Source organism: Pseudomonas sp. GW456-L12 (assembly GCF_059424045.1).
Map to the genome: position 1 here is coordinate 54,887 of NZ_JBWKZA010000030.1, position 16,584 is coordinate 71,470.

Consider the following 16,584-nt stretch of genomic DNA (forward strand, 5'->3'; position numbering starts at 1 on the left):
TCTGTTGGCGATCTGGCTGTCCCTGGCGCTCGGGCCGGTCAGCCTGCCGTTGCTCGATACCCTGCGCGCTGCCCTGCGTTTGCTGGGCCTGCCTATTGAGGGGCAGGGCCTGGAGCAGGCTGAACTGATCCTCGGGCAGATTCGCCTGCCACGCACCTTGCTGGGGCTGGCCGTAGGGGGCGTCCTGGCCCTGTCCGGCGTGGCGATGCAAGGGCTGTTTCGCAATCCCCTGGCCGACCCGGGGCTGGTAGGCGTTTCGAGTGGCGCGGCGCTGGGCGCGGCCTTTGCCATCGTCGGTGGCTCGTTGCTGGGCGGCGTGCCGGAAGCGATCGGTCCTTACCTGTTGTCGTTCTGTGCCTTTCTCGGTGGTCTGGTGGTGGCGTGGCTGGTTTACCGCCTGGGGCGGCGCAACGGCCAGACCCATGTGGCGACCATGCTGCTGGCCGGGATCGCGTTGACGGCGCTGGCCAGCTCGGCGGTGGGCCTGTTCACCTACCTGGCCGACGATGCGACCCTGCGCACCCTGACGTTCTGGAACCTGGGCAGTCTCAACGGTGCCAGTTATTCGAGGTTGTGGCCGCTGCTGTTGATCAGCGCGGCCGTGGCATTGTGGCTGCCACGCCGGGCCAAGGCCTTGAATGCCTTGCTGCTGGGTGAATCTGAAGCCGGTCATCTGGGGATCGATGTCGAACGGCTGAGGCGGGAGCTGGTGTTCTGTACCGCGCTGGGGGTCGGCGCGGCTGTCGCCGCTGCCGGGTTGATCGGCTTTGTCGGGCTGGTGGTGCCCCATCTGGTGCGACTGCTGTCGGGGCCTGACCACCGGACCTTGTTGCCGGCGTCGATACTGGCCGGCGCCAGCCTGCTGTTGTTGGCGGATCTGGTGGCACGCCTGGCGCTGGCGCCTGCGGAGCTGCCCATTGGCATCGTGACTGCCTTTATCGGTGCGCCATTCTTTCTGTTTTTGTTATTGCGAGGGCGCGCCTGATGCTGCGAGCGGAAAATCTGGCGGTGCGCCGTGGCAGGAAAACCGTGCTGGAAGGGATCGACCTCGAGCTCAAGCCCGGTGAAGTACTGGGAGTGCTGGGGCCCAATGGTGCGGGCAAAAGCACCTTGCTGGCGGCCTTGTGCGGCGAGCTGAAACCCGATCAGGGTCAGGTCTGGCTGGATCAGCGTGAGCTCTCCAGGTGGGACGGCGGGCAAAAGGCGCAAAGGCTGGCGGTGTTGCCGCAAAGTTCGACGCTTGAGTTCGCCTTCCGGGTCGAAGAGGTCGTCGGCCTGGGGCGCCTGCCTTATCAAAGCGGCCGGGCGCGGGATGACGAGATCGTCCTGCAGGCCCTGCAAGCGGCGGATGCCGGGCACCTGCACGGTCGCAGCTATGTGGCCTTGTCGGGCGGCGAACGTCAGCGCGTGCACCTGGCCCGGGTGTTGGCGCAGCTATGGCCGGGCGCGGTCGGCCAGACCCTGTTGCTCGATGAGCCGACTTCGGCCCTCGATCCCTTGCATCAACATGTCACTTTGCAGGCCATCCGCGAATTTGCCGATCGTGGGGTCGCGGTCCTGGTGATCCTGCATGATCTGAACCTCGCCGCGCGATATTGTGATCGCCTGTTGCTGCTCGAAGGCGGGCGGCCCCACTCGCTGGACAGCCCGGCACAGGTGCTGCGGCCCGAACCGCTCAAGGCGGTGTTCGGATTGGAGGTGTTGGTGCAGGCGCACCCCGAGCGCGGCCACCCTTTGATTATCGCCCGCTGAGGCGATTCGCGGAGACGCCACATGCGTGTGTTATTGATCCTGAGTGTGTTGCTGCTGGGCGCCTGCGAGGGCGTGCCGGTCATGCCTGAACTTCCGGTCCAGGCTGAACACGGGGCGATTCAGGACCTGCGCAGTGGAAAGCTCCTGACTCCAGAGGAACTGGTCATTCGTCTGGCCCGGGCGCCGCGGGTGATTGTCGGCGAGCAGCATGACCACCCCGAGCATCACGCCTTGCAGCTGTGGTTGTTGCAGGCGATGGCGACCCAGCGCACGCAAGGCAGCCTGCTGTTGGAGATGCTCACGCCGGACCAGCAGCCGCGGGTCGACTCGCTCCGCCAGCACAAGGCGGCGCAGGGCTTGCCCGATGATCTGCCAGGTGCATTGGCCTGGTCGCCGGGGTGGGACTGGGCGCTGTACGGACCTGTCGTGCGCTATGCGTTGCTCCAGCCTTATCCGTTGCTGGCCGCCAATCTGGATAGCTCCGAAGTTCGCGACATCTATCGCCAGGCACCAGCCTTGAGTGGCGAGCACTCGAATGCCGCCTTGGTGCGCAATGAGTTGCTGCAGCAAGTTCGTGACTCCCATTGTGGCCTGCTGCCCGAAAGCCAGATGCCAGCGATGCTGGCGGTTCAGCAGCAGCGCGACCGACGCATGGCCGAGCGCTTGCTGGCGGCACCGACGCCGGCGCTGCTGTTTGCCGGGGCCTTTCATGCACGCAAGGATGTCGGGGCGCCGGTTCACCTGCGGGACCTCGACGCATCGAACGGCACCGTGGTGCTGATGCTGGCGCAGAAGGGCATGCACGTATCGCCGCAAAGCGCAGATTACGTGTGGTACAGCGCGCGGTTGCCGGAGAAGGACTACTGCGCCCAGATGCGCCAGTAGGCTTTTTTCAGGCAAAAAAAGACCCGGCAAGAGCCGGGTCAAATAACCGTGATTAGCCTGATGAGGAGATAATCTGAGAGTCCGAACCACTGGTCTTCCAGGTTATCGACTGATCTCGCGATCAGTTGTGATAATCATAACGATTCTCATTTCCAAGTCAACAAAGTTTTTCCTGTTTCTGCGAATTCCGCCAAACGCTCGTTTGGATTGCTTGTAAACGCGGGGCTTCAAAGGTTGGCGCTCAGGCTGTGCAGGCGGCTGACTTCCTTGTTCAACAAGTCGATTCGCCGCGCCATGCTTTCGATCAGGCTATGGGCGATACGTGGATTGCTCTGAGTCAGGCTGAGAAACTGGCTCTTGGGGATCAGCATCAGGGTGGATGGCTCGCTGGCAATCACGCTGGCGTTGCGTTTCTCCCCGGTAAAAATGGCCATCGCACCAAAGATCTCGTCCTTGGGCACATCCCCGACCTTGTGCCCGTCGACAAAGGCTTCGGCGTGCCCTTCGATGATGACGAACACATGATCGGCGTCATCGCCCTGGCGAATCAGCACTTCGCCCTTGGCCACGCGTTGAAAACCGTTGCTGTTGCGCAACTCGGGCTGCTTGAGGCGGGCAACGGCATCGGAGAGCAGGGCGGTTTGTCCGATCAGGTACTGCAGAAACAGTTCGGCCCGTTGTTCGTCGGCATACAGATGCTGGAACACCGCGGAACGCTGATAGGGGATCAGGCTCAACGGCTGCTCGCTGCTGAGTTGCCAGTGAGGCAACTCAGCTCCTCGGCGCAGTCCGAGCAGATCGCCTTCATGCAGATAAAACAGTGGGCGCTCATCGACGCTGGCTTGTACCTGGCCGCTTCCGAGCAGGAACAACTGGCTGTCGGCAAGGCTGCTGGAGAGGTCTTTGGAAGGGGCCACTTCCAACACATCACCGGACGGCAGCAGGCCTTCCAGCAGGCGCGACGGGATGCTCTGCAGCCGATTGATCAAGGCATCGGCGTAAGCCGGTTGTTCCCCCAGTAAATACATAAAAAGCCTGCCAGGTCAGTTCTTTTGGCGTGAAGAAATGGCATCCAGCTGTTTGTTGAGTGCTTCCTTGCGTTCTGCCGGAATGTCATTCCAGTGCACATCCATCAGTGCGCCTTCAATGGCGTACAACAGCACCTTCGAGGCTCGAAACCCTCGGGTCCGCACGGCCCGATAGGCATCCACCGCCCCCAGGCGGCGCAAGTCCGAAGCGCTATGGATGCCCACCGCATGCAGCCATTGTGCCGACGTCTTGCCAAGGTTCTTCAGGTGTTGCAATTCATCATTCATCAAGCCTCCTTGCGACGGCCGAATGGTGCGTGGGCAAGTCTCAAAGGAGTGTAGCGCTCAGTAGGAAAAGCGCTGTTCTTTGGTCGGTTTTGGCGCAAAAGCTTCTAAGGCGACAGAGGAAAGTACGCCAGAAACAGAGGGAAGAGGGGGGAAGGGAGAAGACCAAGTCCAGCGTAAGGCAGAGAGCGCCGGACCTCGGAGCAAAAAGGGGCGATTACTTGGTGCGGTAGCGCAGGCGAGTGCCGAAATTGACGGACATCAGGATTTCATCGGCAGTCAGCTCTGGCGGAAAGTAGGCGCCGGAGATTTGCGCATGGGCCAGGCTGGCGCCTTCCATGGAGGAATTGCGCAGGTCGAGGCCGCGCAGGTCGGCAGAACGGAAGTAGGCGTCGGTGAAGTCGATGCCGTCGGCATTCAGTTCACGCAGGTCAAGCCCACGAAAATCGCCGCCGCGCATGTCGACTGTCTGGTCTTTCGGGCGTTCCCGGTTAAAGCCGTCGATGTCGTCTTTGTGCAGCAAAGCGTAAAGGGGAGTATCGAGAAGTTTGGGCTGACTCATGGGGCGTCACCTGCTGGAATTATGACGCCAGTATAGTGCCACTATTTTTCAGCCGTGAAGCCTTTGCGGTTTCACGGCTGAAATAGTTGATTACAAGCCTGGGAGACGCTGGCGAATGTTCGCGACCAGGGCGTCGAGGCTCCCGCTTTCATTGGTCTCGACGCGCTTGCTGCGCAGCACTTCCTCGGCGCTCAGGGCTTCGCGATTGGCTTGCTGCTGTTCGATCACGGCCAGGGTCGCGTCCGACGGGTCGTTGCGATCGGCCTGGCGTTGTGCCAGCCAGCTGGCAATGACGGCCTGCGGGGCATTGCAGTCGATGATCAGGCAAGGTGTGCCGGTCGCTTCGGCAACCTTGGCCGCAGCATCACGCTGGTCGCGCTTGAGGTAGGTGGCGTCGATGACCACCGGGAAACCGGCGCGCAGGATGATACCGGCAAGTTCATGCAGGCGGTCATAGGTCGCGGTATTGGCTTGAGCATTATAAATGCCGGCATTCGGATCGTTCTGTACCTGCTGCTCGCCAAACAGGCGTTTGCGCTCGACATCGGAACGCAGGCGAACGGCGCCCAAGGCTTCCACCAGACGCATGGCCACATGGCTTTTGCCAACGGCGGAAACGCCAGAAGTGATCGCCAGGAAGCGCGATGGAATGGTGCTGTAGCTTTCTGCCAGGTTGGCGTAGTTGCGGTACTGGCGCAGGGCCGTGGCGCGCTGCATCGGACTGGCGTCGGCCGGCATGCTGAACAGGGCGACCTTGGCCCGTACCAGGGCGCGGTAGGCTTTGTAGAAATTCAACAGCTCCAGGCCCTGATAGTCACCGGTCTGTTCCAGGTACTGGCTGATGAAACGGCGTGCCAGGCATTTCAGGCCGCGGTCCTCCAGGTCCATGGCGAGGAAGCCGGCGTCGGCATAGACGTCAGTGAAGCGGAACGGCTCGTTGAACTCGATGCAATCGAAAATCACCACCTTGCCGTCGATAAGCGTCGCATTGCCCAGGTGGATGTCGCCGTGGCATTCACGGATGAAGCCTTCGGCCTTGCGCTGGGCGAGGAGTGGCTTGAGGCGTTCGAAGCTGCTTTCGGCCCAGGCTTGCAGGGCTTCGAGCTGTTGCAGGTCGGCCTTGTCGCTGAGGAATGGGCGGATCTGCTCGAAGTTCTGACGCACCGGCTCCATGACGCTTTCCGGGGTGCCGGCTTCGTGGGCTGCCGGGACCCGCGGGGCTTCGAGGTGGAACCTGGCAATCTGCCGGGCCATTTCGTCGATGTGCGCGGTGGTCAGTTCGCCATTGGCTTGCAGCGTGCTGAGCAGCTGGCTTTGCGGGAACTGGCGCATTTTCAGGGCGTATTCGATAACCGGGCCGTCACCCGCGATCTGCGGCGCTTCGGCACTGCCGGTGATCGGCAACACTTCCAGATACAAATCATCGGTCAGGCGCTGGTTCAGACGCAGCTCTTCGCCGCAGAAATGCCCGCGCGCTTCAAGGCCGGTGAAATCGAGAAAACCGAAGTTGACCGGCTTTTTCAGCTTATAGGCATAGGGACCGGTGAGCAGGACCCAGGAGATATGGGTCTCGATGACCTGGAATCCGTCTACGGGATGCGGGTAGAGGGCCGGGTTTTGCAGGGCGGCGATCAGGGATTGGCTCACAGGCGATCCTTCAGAGTCGGGGAAAATTCAAGGGCGTCATTATGGCCGCTGACAGGGCTAACGCAAACCTCGGGCGGCTCCTGTTGACGATGAATAAAGTGCGTATAATCCGCCGCCATGACTCGTACTCGATCCCCCCGTTCCGCTAAAAAACGTCCGTCTAGTGGCCCGCGCCCCTGGCTGGGCTGGGCCTTGAAGCTCGGTCTGGTCGCTCTGGTGGTGCTCGCCGGCTTTGCGGTTTATCTCGATGCCGTGGTCCAGGAGAAATTCTCCGGCAAGCGCTGGACCATTCCGGCCAAGGTCTATGCGCGCCCGCTGGAGCTGTTCGTCGGACAGAAGCTCAGCAAGGACGATTTCCTCACCGAACTCGACGCACTCGGCTATCGCCGCGAAAGCGTGGTCAATGGTCCTGGTGCTGCGTCGGTCAGTGGTAACACCGTTGAACTCAATACCCGCGGTTTCCAGTTCTATGAAGGCATGGAACAGGCGCAACCGGTGCGGGTGCGTTTTTCCGGTGACTACGTGGCCGAGCTGTCAGGTAGCAAAGGCTCGAAACTGGCCGTGGCACGCCTGGAGCCGCTGCTGATCGGCGGCCTGTATCCGAAGAATCTCGAAGACCGGATCCTGATCAAGATCGATCAGGTGCCTCCTTATCTGCTGGAAACCCTGGTGGCGGTCGAGGACCGGGATTTCTACAGTCACTTTGGCGTGTCGCCCAAGTCGATCGCCCGGGCGGTGTGGGTCAATACCTCGTCCGGCGCCATGCGCCAGGGCGGCAGTACCCTGACCCAGCAGTTGGTCAAGAACTTCTACCTGACCAACGAACGCAGCCTGAGCCGCAAGCTCACCGAAGCGATGATGGCCCTGCTGCTTGAGCTGCATTACGACAAGCGCGAGATCCTCGAGGCGTACCTCAACGAGGTCTTCGTCGGCCAGGATGGCCAGCGTGCCGTGCACGGTTTCGGCCTGGCCAGCCAGTTCTTCTTCAGCCAGCCGCTGGCCGAACTCAAGTTGCATCAGATCGCCTTGCTGGTGGGGATGGTCAAGGGGCCGTCCTATTACAACCCGCGTCGTTATCCGGAGCGCGCGCTGGAGCGGCGTAACCTGGTGCTCGATCTACTGGCACAGCAGGGTGTGGCGACGCCGGAGCAGGTCGAAGCGGCGAAGAAAATGCCCTTGGGCGTGACCAAGCGCGGCAGTCTGGCGGACAGCTCGTTCCCGGGCTTCCTGGACCTGGTGAAGCGTCAGCTGCGTGAGGATTACCGCGACGAAGACTTGACCGAGGAAGGCCTGCGGATCTTCACCAGCTTCGACCCGATTCTGCAGATGAAGGCCGAGGCTTCGGTCGGGGATACCTTCAAGCGCCTGGCCGGGCGCAAGGGATCGGATGAAGTCGAAGCGGCAATGGTGGTGACCAACCCGGAAACCGGCGAAGTCCAGGCCATGATCGGCAGCCGCCAGGCCGGTTTTGCCGGTTTCAACCGGGCGCTGGATGCGGTGCGGCCGATCGGCTCCCTGATCAAGCCTGCGGTTTACCTGACGGCGCTGGAGAAACCCAGCCAATACACACTGACCAGTTGGCTCTCCGACGAGGCGTTCTCGGTGAAGGGTGGCGATGGACAGGTGTGGAAGCCCCAGAACTACGACCGTCGTTCACACGGCACGGTCTTCCTTTATCAGGGGCTGGCGCATTCCTATAACCTGTCGACCGCGCGCCTGGGCCTGGAAGTCGGTGTGCCGAACGTGCTGAAAACCCTGGGGCGCCTTGGTGTCACCCGCGAATTCCCGGCGTTCCCTTCGATGCTGCTGGGGGCGGGGGGCTTGAGCCCGATGGAAGTCGCCACCATGTATCAGACCCTGGCCAACGGCGGTTTCAATACCCCGATGCGCGGGATCCGTAGCGTGCTGACCGCTGAGGGCGAACCGCTGAAGCGTTACCCGTTCCAGATCCAGCAACGTTTCGACCCGGGCTCGATCTACCTGATCCAGAGCGCGATGCAGCGCGTCATGCGCGAAGGTACCGGCAGTTCGGTCTACAACGTGCTGCCGCGCTCCCTGGCGCTGGCGGGCAAGACCGGTACTAGTAACGATTCCCGCGACAGCTGGTTCGCCGGTTTCAGCCAGGATCTGCTGGCCGTGGTCTGGCTGGGGCGTGATGACAACGGCAAGACACCGTTCACCGGCGCCACCGGTGCGCTGCAGGTCTGGACCAGTTTCATGCGCAAGGCCGACCCGTTGCCATTGGATATGCCACAACCGGATAACGTGGTGCAGGCCTGGGTCGACTCGCGGACCGGGCAGGGCTCGGATGCCAACTGTCCGGGCGCGGTACAGATGCCGTATATTCGCGGCAGCGAACCTCCTCCCGGTCCGGCATGCGGTGGCGAAAGCCCGGCGTCCGGCGAGTCGGTGATGGATTGGGTCAAGGGCTGGATGAATTAAGCGAAGAGGGTTTGACGTGAACAAGTGGTGGATTCCAGCTATTACAGCTCTGGCTTTGCTCAATGGTTGCGCCAGCGTGCAGCGTGGCTCGATTCCGGTGGTGGACTCCGGTACCGCGGTGTCCAACAGCGAACGCATTTCGGCCAATGGCGGCTTCCGTCAGACGACCATCAAGCGTCCTGCGCAAGCTCAGGCTCAAAGTATTCCCCAGGACTCGGGTGTGGTGGTGATGGTGCCGGGCGGGGCTGCGGCCACTGCCGCGCCGATCAGCAGCGCACCAATCACCCCGGGCCCGATCACTCCAGGTCCTATCGATACCGCGCCGATCCAGTCTGCGCCGATCAATCAGGGCGGCTACAGCCTGCCGCCGACGCCGAGCGGAGTGCCTTCAGCCAGCTCCGGCGGGCTGTCCGCCGATGAGCAGCTGGACGGTCCGGTGCTGGCCCTGTTGACCACCGCTCAGCAGCAACAGGCGAGTGGTGATCTGAACGGTGCTTCCTCCAGTCTTGAGCGCGCCCAGCGTGTCGCGCCGCGTGAACCGCAAGTGCTGTATCGCCTGGCCCAGGTGCGCATGGCCCAGGGCGATGCCCCGCAGGCTGAACAGTTTGCCCGTCGCGGCCTGAGCTTCGCCAACGGTCGTCCGGATCTGCAGGCCAGCCTGTGGGCATTGATTGCCCAGGCACGCGAGAAACAGGGCGATGCCGCCGGTGCCGCTCAGGCCCGGCAAAAAGCCAAGGTGTCGCTCTGATGGATGCACGTTTTCCAAAGATTGCCGATCAGTTGCTGTTGATCGAGCGTGAGATGCGGTTACAGGGGTTGTGGGATGACACTCCGCCGAGTGCCGAAGCGCTGGCCAGTGTCGAGCCGTTTGCCGTGGATACGCTGGAGTTCGAGCAGTGGCTGCAGTGGATCTTCCTGCCGCGGATGAAGGCGATTCTAGAGCAGGATCTGCCTTTGCCCAACGCCTCGGGTATCCAGGAAATGGCCGAAGTGGTATTCGCCGGTCGCTCGATGCAGGGCCGGGACCTTCAGTTGCAGAGCCTGCTCAAGGAGTTTGACCAACTGATCGGCGGCGCTCGCTAAACCTTCTGCAACCACTGCCTAGCGGCAGTGGTTGTCTATCGCCTTCTGTGTTTCCGCAATGCGCTGCTGCCGTTGTTCCTCGGTCAGGCGGCGCATTCCCCCCTCCGTGTTCTCGCTCAGGCGCGGGTTATTCTGCAACTGCGTCAGGCTGGCCCGTGCCTGTGTGCAAAAACGCCTGCGTTCGGTTTCCTGCCTGGCGAGCTGCTGCTTGGCCTGATTGTCCATGACTTGTTGCTGGGCGCCCGGTTTGTCGGGTAGTGGCGCGCGGGGTGTCTCTTGCGGATTTTTTGGCAGGGTGATGGCAGTGCTGGCCACGCCTTGGGGTGGCTGGGCGTCGAAATGGGTGACTCCCTGGGCGTCGACCCATTTGTAAATCTGGCCGGCCTGGCACGGGAGGCTCATGGCGAGCAGCAGGCCAGCGGTCATGGCGAAGGTTCGCATTTTTGAATTCCTTATCCAGGATTGCGCAATTGAAGCGCAGACACTCGCGGTTTACAGGTTTTTTCTTGCGTTCTCATGCGCTTAGTTCGAATAAAGCACATTGACGTCTTGACTTGCAGAGGGCGAAACAGAAGAATCCAAAGTCCGCTGTAGAGGGACTGCCAGAAGCAGACCCACTCGGCAGAACATGAGGCGCACATCCGCGCCGACCTGCTACACCCGCAACGCGTTACCTCGCGCTGGGTGGGAAAACCCCGCAACACTTGGGGCACTCCCAATACTTGCTCAGTCAGTGCTGACGTAGTCGGCGACCACCGTCGCTCATGCTCTGCTGAGAAGTAAACCTATTAAGACCCGTCCCCTTTCAAGAGGGCGGTATTCTGGCGTTTTAGAGGTGAACAACGTGGAGCTTTTATCTGGCGGTGAGATGCTCGTCCGCTTTTTGCGTGACGAAGGCGTCAAATATATCTATGGGTACCCGGGTGGTGCTCTCCTTCATGTTTACGATGCCCTGTTCAAAGAACCGGAAGTGACCCACATCCTGGTTCGTCACGAGCAAGCGGCTACCCATATGGCTGACGGCTACGCCCGTGCCACCGGCAAGGCCGGTGTGGTATTGGTGACTTCCGGCCCTGGCGCGACCAATGCCATCACCGGTATCGCCACTGCCTATATGGACTCCATTCCAATGGTGATCATTTCCGGTCAGGTGCCTAGCACCATGGTCGGTACCGACGCGTTCCAGGAAACCGACATGATCGGTATCTCCCGGCCGATCGTGAAGCACAGCTTCATGATCAAGCACGCTTCGGAAATCCCGGAAGTCATGAAGAAGGCGTTCTACCTGGCGCAATCCGGTCGTCCGGGTCCAGTCGTGGTCGATGTCCCTAAGGACATGACCAATCCGGCTGAAAAGTTCGAATACGTTTTCCCTAAAAAAGCGAAGCTGCGCTCCTATAGCCCGGCTGTTCGTGGTCACTCCGGGCAAATCCGCAAGGCGGCAGAAATGCTCCTGGCGGCCAAGCGTCCTGTGCTGTACGCCGGCGGCGGCGTGATCCTCGGTGGCGGCTCCGCGCCGCTGACCGAACTGGCACAAATGCTCAACCTGCCGGTCACCAATACCCTGATGGGCCTGGGTGCCTACCCTGGCACCGATCGTCAGTTCGTCGGCATGCTCGGCATGCACGGCAGCTACACCGCCAACCTGGCCATGCACCATGCCGATGTGATCCTGGCAGTCGGCGCGCGTTTCGACGACCGTGTCATCAACGGTCCGGCGAAATTCTGCCCGAACGCCAAGATCATCCATGTCGACATCGACCCGGCGTCCATCTCCAAGACCATCAAGGCAGACGTGCCGATCGTGGGTCCGGTAGAGAGCGTCCTGACCGAAATGGTCGCGGCCCTCAAGGAAATCGGCGAAACCCCGAACAAGGACACAGTCGCCAGCTGGTGGAAGCAGATCGAGGAGTGGCGCGGTGATCGTGGCCTGTTCCCTTACGACAAGGGCGACGGCAGCATCATCAAGCCGCAGACCGTGATCGAGACCCTCTGCGAAGTGACCAAGGGCGACGCCTATGTGACCTCCGACGTGGGTCAGCACCAGATGTTCGCGGCGCAGTACTACCGGTTCAACAAACCCAATCGCTGGATCAACTCCGGTGGCCTGGGCACGATGGGCTTCGGTTTCCCTGCGGCCATGGGCGTCAAGCTGAGTTTCCCTGATGCTGACGTTGCCTGTGTAACGGGCGAGGGCAGTATCCAGATGAACATTCAGGAGCTGTCGACCTGCCTGCAGTACGACCTGCCGGTCAAGATCATCAACCTGAACAACGGTGCGCTGGGTATGGTGCGTCAGTGGCAGGACATGAACTACGGTAGCCGTCACTCGCATTCCTACATGGAATCGCTGCCTGATTTCGTCAAGCTGGCCGAGGCCTATGGGCACGTGGGCATTCGCGTCACGGACCTGAAGGATCTGAAGCCGAAGATGGAAGAAGCGTTCGCCATGAAAGATCGCCTGGTGTTCCTCGACATCCAGGTCGATACCAGCGAGCACGTCTACCCGATGCAGATCAAAGACGGCTCCATGCGCGATATGTGGCTGAGCAAGACGGAGCGTACTTAATCATGCGGCACATTATCTCCTTGCTTCTGGAAAACGAACCGGGCGCCTTGTCTCGTGTGGTTGGCCTGTTTTCGCAGCGCAACTACAACATCGAAAGCCTGACTGTGGCGCCGACCGAAGACCCGACCCTGTCGCGTCTGACGCTGACCACCGTGGGGCACGATGAAATCATCGAGCAGATCACCAAGAACCTGAACAAGCTGGTTGAAGTGGTCAAGCTGGTCGACCTGTCGGAAAGCGCTCACATCGAACGCGAGCTGATGCTGGTCAAGGTCAAGGCCACCGGCGCCCAGCGCGCCGAGGTCAAGCGCACCACCGATATTTACCGTGGGCAGATCGTCGATGTCAGTGCCAGTGTGTATACCGTTCAATTGACCGGTACCAGCGACAAGCTCGACAGTTTCATCCAGTCGATCGGCACCGCCTCGATTCTGGAAACCGTACGCAGTGGCGTCACCGGCATTGCCCGTGGCGATAAAGTACTCAGCATCTAACTCAAATTAGCGAACGGCCTGAACGGCCTGATATAGGGGAAATTCATGAAAGTTTTCTACGATAAAGACTGCGACCTCTCGATCATCCAGGGCAAGAAAGTTGCCATCATCGGTTACGGTTCCCAGGGCCACGCTCAAGCGTGCAACCTGAAAGACTCCGGTGTTGATGTCACCGTTGGCCTGCGTAAAGGTTCGTCCACCGTTACCAAGGCTGAAGCCCATGGCCTGAAAGTGACCGACGTAGCCGCTGCCGTTGCCGGCGCCGACCTGGTCATGATCCTGACCCCGGACGAGTTCCAGTCCCAGCTGTACAAGAACGAAATCGAGCCGAACATCAAGAAGGGCGCCACCCTGGCCTTCTCCCACGGCTTCGCGATCCACTACAACCAGGTTGTTCCGCGCGCCGACCTCGACGTGATCATGATCGCGCCGAAGGCCCCGGGCCACACCGTACGTTCCGAGTTCGTCAAGGGCGGCGGTATCCCTGACCTGATCGCTATCTACCAGGACGCTTCCGGCAACGCCAAGAACGTTGCTCTGTCCTACGCGGCAGGCGTGGGCGGCGGCCGTACCGGTATCATCGAAACCACCTTCAAGGACGAGACTGAAACCGACCTGTTCGGCGAGCAGGCTGTTCTGTGTGGCGGTACCGTCGAGCTGGTCAAGGCCGGTTTCGAAACCCTGGTCGAAGCTGGCTACGCGCCGGAAATGGCTTACTTCGAGTGCTTGCACGAACTGAAACTGATCGTTGACCTCATGTACGAAGGCGGTATCGCCAACATGAACTACTCGATCTCCAACAACGCCGAATACGGCGAGTACGTGACCGGCCCAGAAGTGATCAACGCCGAATCCCGTCAGGCCATGCGCAACGCCCTGAAGCGCATCCAGGACGGCGAGTACGCCAAGATGTTCATCAGCGAAGGTGCTACCGGCTACCCATCGATGACCGCCAAGCGTCGTAACAACGCCGCTCACGGTATCGAAATCATCGGTGAGCAACTGCGCTCGATGATGCCGTGGATCGGTGCCAACAAAATCGTCGACAAAGCCAAGAACTAAGTTCGAGTCTTGTCAGGGAAAAACGCGGCCTAGGCCGCGTTTTTTCGTTTGGATAGACAGGTTCTGGTATAAAGCTGGATCCTTTGTGGTCCAATCGTGACCCTGGGTATCGTCGAAACTTTTCACACCGTTGCAAGGTAATGTCCATGAGCGAACGTCCCGAAGAGCCAAACCAGGCCTCTGACGCCGAAAGCCTGCTACCCATCGATGAGCATGTCGAAGAAGGGCATGACGCTGAAGGCCGTAAAGTCCGGCATCGTGGTATCTATCTGCTGCCGAATCTCTTCACCACCGCGAACCTGTTCGCCGGTTTCTACTCGATCATCAACTCCATGAGTGCCCAAAGTGCATTGAGCGCCGGGGACGCGGCAGGAGCGAGCAAGTATTTCGCGTTCGCGGCCATCGCGATTTTTGTCGCCATGGTGCTCGACGGTCTGGATGGGCGCGTGGCCCGCATGACCAATACCCAGAGCGCTTTTGGCGCTGAGTATGATTCGCTGTCTGACATGGTTGCCTTCGGCGTTGCGCCTGCCTTGCTGGCATTCGGTTGGGCGCTGGGCGACATGGGCAAGGTCGGCTGGATGGTCGCCTTCATCTATGTAGCGGGCGCGGCTCTGCGTCTGGCTCGTTTCAACACCCAGGTGGGGACTGCCGACAAGCGTTACTTCATCGGCCTGGCCAGTCCGGCCGCGGCGGGTGTGGTGGCCGGTATTGTCTGGGCGTTCAGCGATTACGGCATCCAGGGTTCGAAGATGTCGTTCCTGGTGGCGCTGATGGTGGCGGCGGCCGGCATGCTGATGGTCAGCAATATCAAGTACAACAGCTTCAAGGAACTGGACCTGAAGGGGCGTGTACCTTTCGTGGCGATTCTCGCCGTGGTTCTGGTATTCGCCGTGGTCTTCAGTGATCCGCCGCGGATTCTGCTGCTGGTTTTCCTCGCTTATGCGGCGTCCGGTCCGGTGCAATACCTGCTGCGTCTTCGTCGACGCAAAACGTTGCCTTAATGTAATTTCCCCCATACTCCGCAGTCTATTGGTGCATCAGTCCTCCAATACTGCGGAGTTGCCATGTTGATCAAAATCCCCAAGTCGTCTGACTGCAAAGAGTCGGACGTCACGCCTGAATCTCTTTATTTCTCTCGCCGTAGCCTGTTGGGTGGGGCCATTGCTGGCCTGGCTGCCAGTGCGCTGCCACGTTGGGCCAGCGCCGAAGACGCTGGGCGCTATCCAGATGTCGAGCCTGGAAAGGCGCCGTCATGGTTTGCGCAGAAACTGCCGGAAACCAAATGGCAGGCGGTCAACGTCAAGGATGAGGCGATCACTCCGTTCAAGGATGCTACCCACTACAACAACTTCTATGAGTTCGGTGCTGACAAGGGCGACCCGGCTGCCAATGCTGGCGTGCTGAAAACCGAGCCCTGGAGTGTGGTGGTGGACGGGGAGGTGGGCAAGCCAGGGCGTTATGCGCTGGAAGACTTCATGAAGCCTTATCAGTTGGAAGAGCGGATCTACCGGCTGCGTTGTGTCGAGGCCTGGTCCATGGTGATTCCCTGGATCGGTTTCCCGATCTCCGAATTGCTCAAGCAGGTCGAGCCAACCTCCAAGGCCAAGTTCATCCGCTTCGAAACCCTTCAGGATCCTAAAAGCATGCCCGGTCAGCGTTCGGGTTTTGCCCTGATCGATTGGCCTTATGTAGAAGGGCTGCGCCTGGATGAGGCGATGCACCCCTTGGCGATTCTTGCCGTGGGGATGTATGGCCGTGAGTTGCCCAACCAGAATGGCGCGCCGTTGCGTTTGGTAGTGCCCTGGAAGTACGGCTTCAAGAGCATCAAGTCCATCGTGCGTATCAGTCTGGTAGAGGAGCAGCCGAAAACCACCTGGCAAAGCATCGCTGCCAATGAGTACGGTTTTTACGCGAACGTGAATCCCACGGTTGATCACCCTCGCTGGACTCAGGCACGCGAACGTCGATTGCCTAGCGGTCTGTTCAGTCCCAACGTGCGTGAAACACAGATGTTCAATGGCTACGCGGATGAAGTCGCTTCTTTATATACCGGCCTGGATCTGCGGAAGAATTACTGATGCGCTACCCACTCTGGCGCCTTGGCGTCTTCATCGTTGCTGCTATCTGGCCTTTGCTTTGGTTGTACCAGGCTTGGGCCTCCGCCCTCGGGCCCGACCCGGGAAAGGTGCTGGTCGATCGGTTGGGTCTGGGTACCCTGATCTTTTTACTGATCACCCTGAGCATGACGCCCCTGCAGAAACTCACGGGATGGGCGGGGTGGATCGCGGTACGACGCCAGCTCGGTTTGTGGTGTTTTGCTTATGTGGTGCTGCATTTAAGTGCTTACGCTGTATTTATCCTCGGGCTCGACTGGTCGCAGTTGGGCGTGGAGTTGCGTAAGCGGCCCTACATTATTGTAGGAAGCCTGGGCTTTCTCGGATTGTTGGCCTTGGCGGTGACTTCCAATCGATACAGCCAGCGCCGCCTGGGCAGTCGTTGGAAGAAGTTGCATCGGTTGGCGTATCTCATTCTCGGGCTGGGTTTACTGCATATGCTCTGGATTGTTCGGGCTGATCTTAAAGAGTGGGCTATCTACGCCTCTATTGGCGCGTTGTTGTTACTGCTGCGGGTGCCGCCGGTGACACGGCGAATCCCCCGTTTAGTGGGGAAAAACCATCTTTTGCAACAAAAGCGTAATTAGGGGTTGACGGCAGATTCTGGACGTCTATAATTCGCCCCACTTCCGGCGCAGTCGAAACGGAAAACTCCTTG

At 60.3% G+C, this 16,584-nt stretch carries 17 protein-coding genes; 12 read left to right on the forward strand and 5 right to left on the reverse strand.

The window, feature by feature from the left end; translation table 11 throughout:
* Position 1 precedes the first annotated feature (1 nt).
* The 3 genes from AC07Y9_RS26700 to AC07Y9_RS26710 are packed head-to-tail and all read left to right on the forward strand — an operon-like array spanning position 2 to position 2,637.
* Positions 2-985: a FecCD family ABC transporter permease gene (locus AC07Y9_RS26700; protein WP_173679816.1), complete on the forward strand. Its 984-nt coding sequence runs from the start codon at positions 2-4 to the stop codon at positions 983-985.
* Positions 985-1,752 (forward strand): heme ABC transporter ATP-binding protein, encoded by a 768-nt coding sequence (locus AC07Y9_RS26705; protein ID WP_007924639.1) that lies wholly within the window; start codon positions 985-987, stop codon positions 1,750-1,752. The genes AC07Y9_RS26700 and AC07Y9_RS26705 overlap by 1 nt, the downstream gene beginning before the upstream one ends.
* 21 nt (positions 1,753-1,773) lie before the next feature.
* Positions 1,774-2,637 carry a ChaN family lipoprotein gene (locus tag AC07Y9_RS26710; RefSeq protein WP_102681319.1) on the forward strand — a complete coding sequence of 288 codons (864 nt, stop codon included), beginning with the start codon at positions 1,774-1,776 and terminating at the stop codon, positions 2,635-2,637.
* Between the two features lie 227 nt (positions 2,638-2,864).
* Here the strand turns inward: AC07Y9_RS26710 and AC07Y9_RS26715 are convergent, their stop codons facing one another.
* From AC07Y9_RS26715 to AC07Y9_RS26730, 4 genes are all read right to left on the reverse strand, one after another.
* The gene (locus AC07Y9_RS26715; protein ID WP_102681320.1) at positions 2,865-3,665 is read right to left on the reverse strand and encodes a Crp/Fnr family transcriptional regulator; all 801 of its coding nucleotides are present in this window, start codon (positions 3,663-3,665) and stop codon (positions 2,865-2,867) included.
* A 15-nt stretch (positions 3,666-3,680) separates the two neighbouring features.
* Positions 3,681-3,953, reverse strand: coding sequence for a TfoX/Sxy family protein (locus tag AC07Y9_RS26720; RefSeq protein ID WP_007924634.1), 273 nt, complete (start codon positions 3,951-3,953; stop codon positions 3,681-3,683).
* Positions 3,954-4,167: 214 nt separating this feature from the next.
* Complete coding sequence (locus AC07Y9_RS26725; protein WP_007924632.1) at positions 4,168-4,512, reverse strand: pentapeptide repeat-containing protein; 345 nt, start codon at positions 4,510-4,512, stop codon at positions 4,168-4,170.
* Between the two features lie 90 nt (positions 4,513-4,602).
* Complete coding sequence (locus AC07Y9_RS26730) at positions 4,603-6,159, reverse strand: bifunctional aminoglycoside phosphotransferase/ATP-binding protein (protein WP_102681321.1); 1,557 nt, start codon at positions 6,157-6,159, stop codon at positions 4,603-4,605.
* A 117-nt stretch (positions 6,160-6,276) separates the two neighbouring features.
* Here AC07Y9_RS26730 and mrcB point away from each other — a divergent pair, with 117 nt between their 5' ends.
* The 3 genes from mrcB to AC07Y9_RS26745 are packed head-to-tail and all read left to right on the forward strand — an operon-like array spanning position 6,277 to position 9,684.
* A complete protein-coding gene (gene mrcB, locus AC07Y9_RS26735; RefSeq protein WP_102681322.1) occupies positions 6,277-8,601 on the forward strand; it encodes a penicillin-binding protein 1B in 2,325 nt (774 codons plus the stop codon).
* A 16-nt stretch (positions 8,602-8,617) separates the two neighbouring features.
* Complete coding sequence (locus AC07Y9_RS26740) at positions 8,618-9,349, forward strand: tetratricopeptide repeat protein (RefSeq protein WP_102681323.1); 732 nt, start codon at positions 8,618-8,620, stop codon at positions 9,347-9,349.
* Positions 9,349-9,684 carry a YqcC family protein gene (locus AC07Y9_RS26745; RefSeq protein ID WP_007924623.1) on the forward strand — a complete coding sequence of 112 codons (336 nt, stop codon included), beginning with the start codon at positions 9,349-9,351 and terminating at the stop codon, positions 9,682-9,684. The genes AC07Y9_RS26740 and AC07Y9_RS26745 overlap by 1 nt, the downstream gene beginning before the upstream one ends.
* An 18-nt stretch (positions 9,685-9,702) precedes the next feature.
* Here AC07Y9_RS26745 and AC07Y9_RS26750 read toward each other — a convergent pair whose 3' ends face one another.
* On the reverse strand, positions 9,703-10,125 hold the full coding sequence (locus tag AC07Y9_RS26750) for a DUF4124 domain-containing protein (protein WP_102681324.1): 423 nt from the start codon (positions 10,123-10,125) through the stop codon (positions 9,703-9,705).
* A gap of 403 nt (positions 10,126-10,528) precedes the next feature.
* Between AC07Y9_RS26750 and AC07Y9_RS26755 the strand changes: the two genes are divergently transcribed.
* The 6 genes from AC07Y9_RS26755 to msrQ all read left to right on the forward strand — a co-directional run bounded on the left by AC07Y9_RS26755 (position 10,529) and on the right by msrQ (position 16,513).
* On the forward strand, positions 10,529-12,253 hold the full coding sequence (locus AC07Y9_RS26755) for an acetolactate synthase 3 large subunit (protein WP_102681326.1): 1,725 nt from the start codon (positions 10,529-10,531) through the stop codon (positions 12,251-12,253).
* A gap of 2 nt (positions 12,254-12,255) precedes the next feature.
* Positions 12,256-12,747: an acetolactate synthase small subunit gene (ilvN, locus tag AC07Y9_RS26760; RefSeq protein ID WP_007924620.1), complete on the forward strand. Its 492-nt coding sequence runs from the start codon at positions 12,256-12,258 to the stop codon at positions 12,745-12,747.
* 45 nt (positions 12,748-12,792) lie between these two features.
* Entirely contained in the window at positions 12,793-13,809 is a 1,017-nt protein-coding gene (gene ilvC / locus AC07Y9_RS26765) for a ketol-acid reductoisomerase (RefSeq protein ID WP_102681325.1), read from the forward strand.
* A gap of 146 nt (positions 13,810-13,955) precedes the next feature.
* Positions 13,956-14,813, forward strand: a complete 858-nt coding sequence (gene pssA / locus AC07Y9_RS26770; RefSeq protein ID WP_009045643.1) for a CDP-diacylglycerol--serine O-phosphatidyltransferase — start codon at positions 13,956-13,958, stop codon at positions 14,811-14,813.
* Positions 14,814-14,876: 63 nt separating this feature from the next.
* Positions 14,877-15,890, forward strand: coding sequence for a protein-methionine-sulfoxide reductase catalytic subunit MsrP (msrP, locus tag AC07Y9_RS26775; RefSeq protein ID WP_087091985.1), 1,014 nt, complete (start codon positions 14,877-14,879; stop codon positions 15,888-15,890).
* Entirely contained in the window at positions 15,890-16,513 is a 624-nt protein-coding gene (gene msrQ / locus AC07Y9_RS26780) for a protein-methionine-sulfoxide reductase heme-binding subunit MsrQ (protein WP_087091986.1), read from the forward strand. Before msrP ends, msrQ begins: the two co-directional genes overlap by 1 nt.
* The last annotated feature ends 71 nt before the right edge of the window (positions 16,514-16,584 follow it).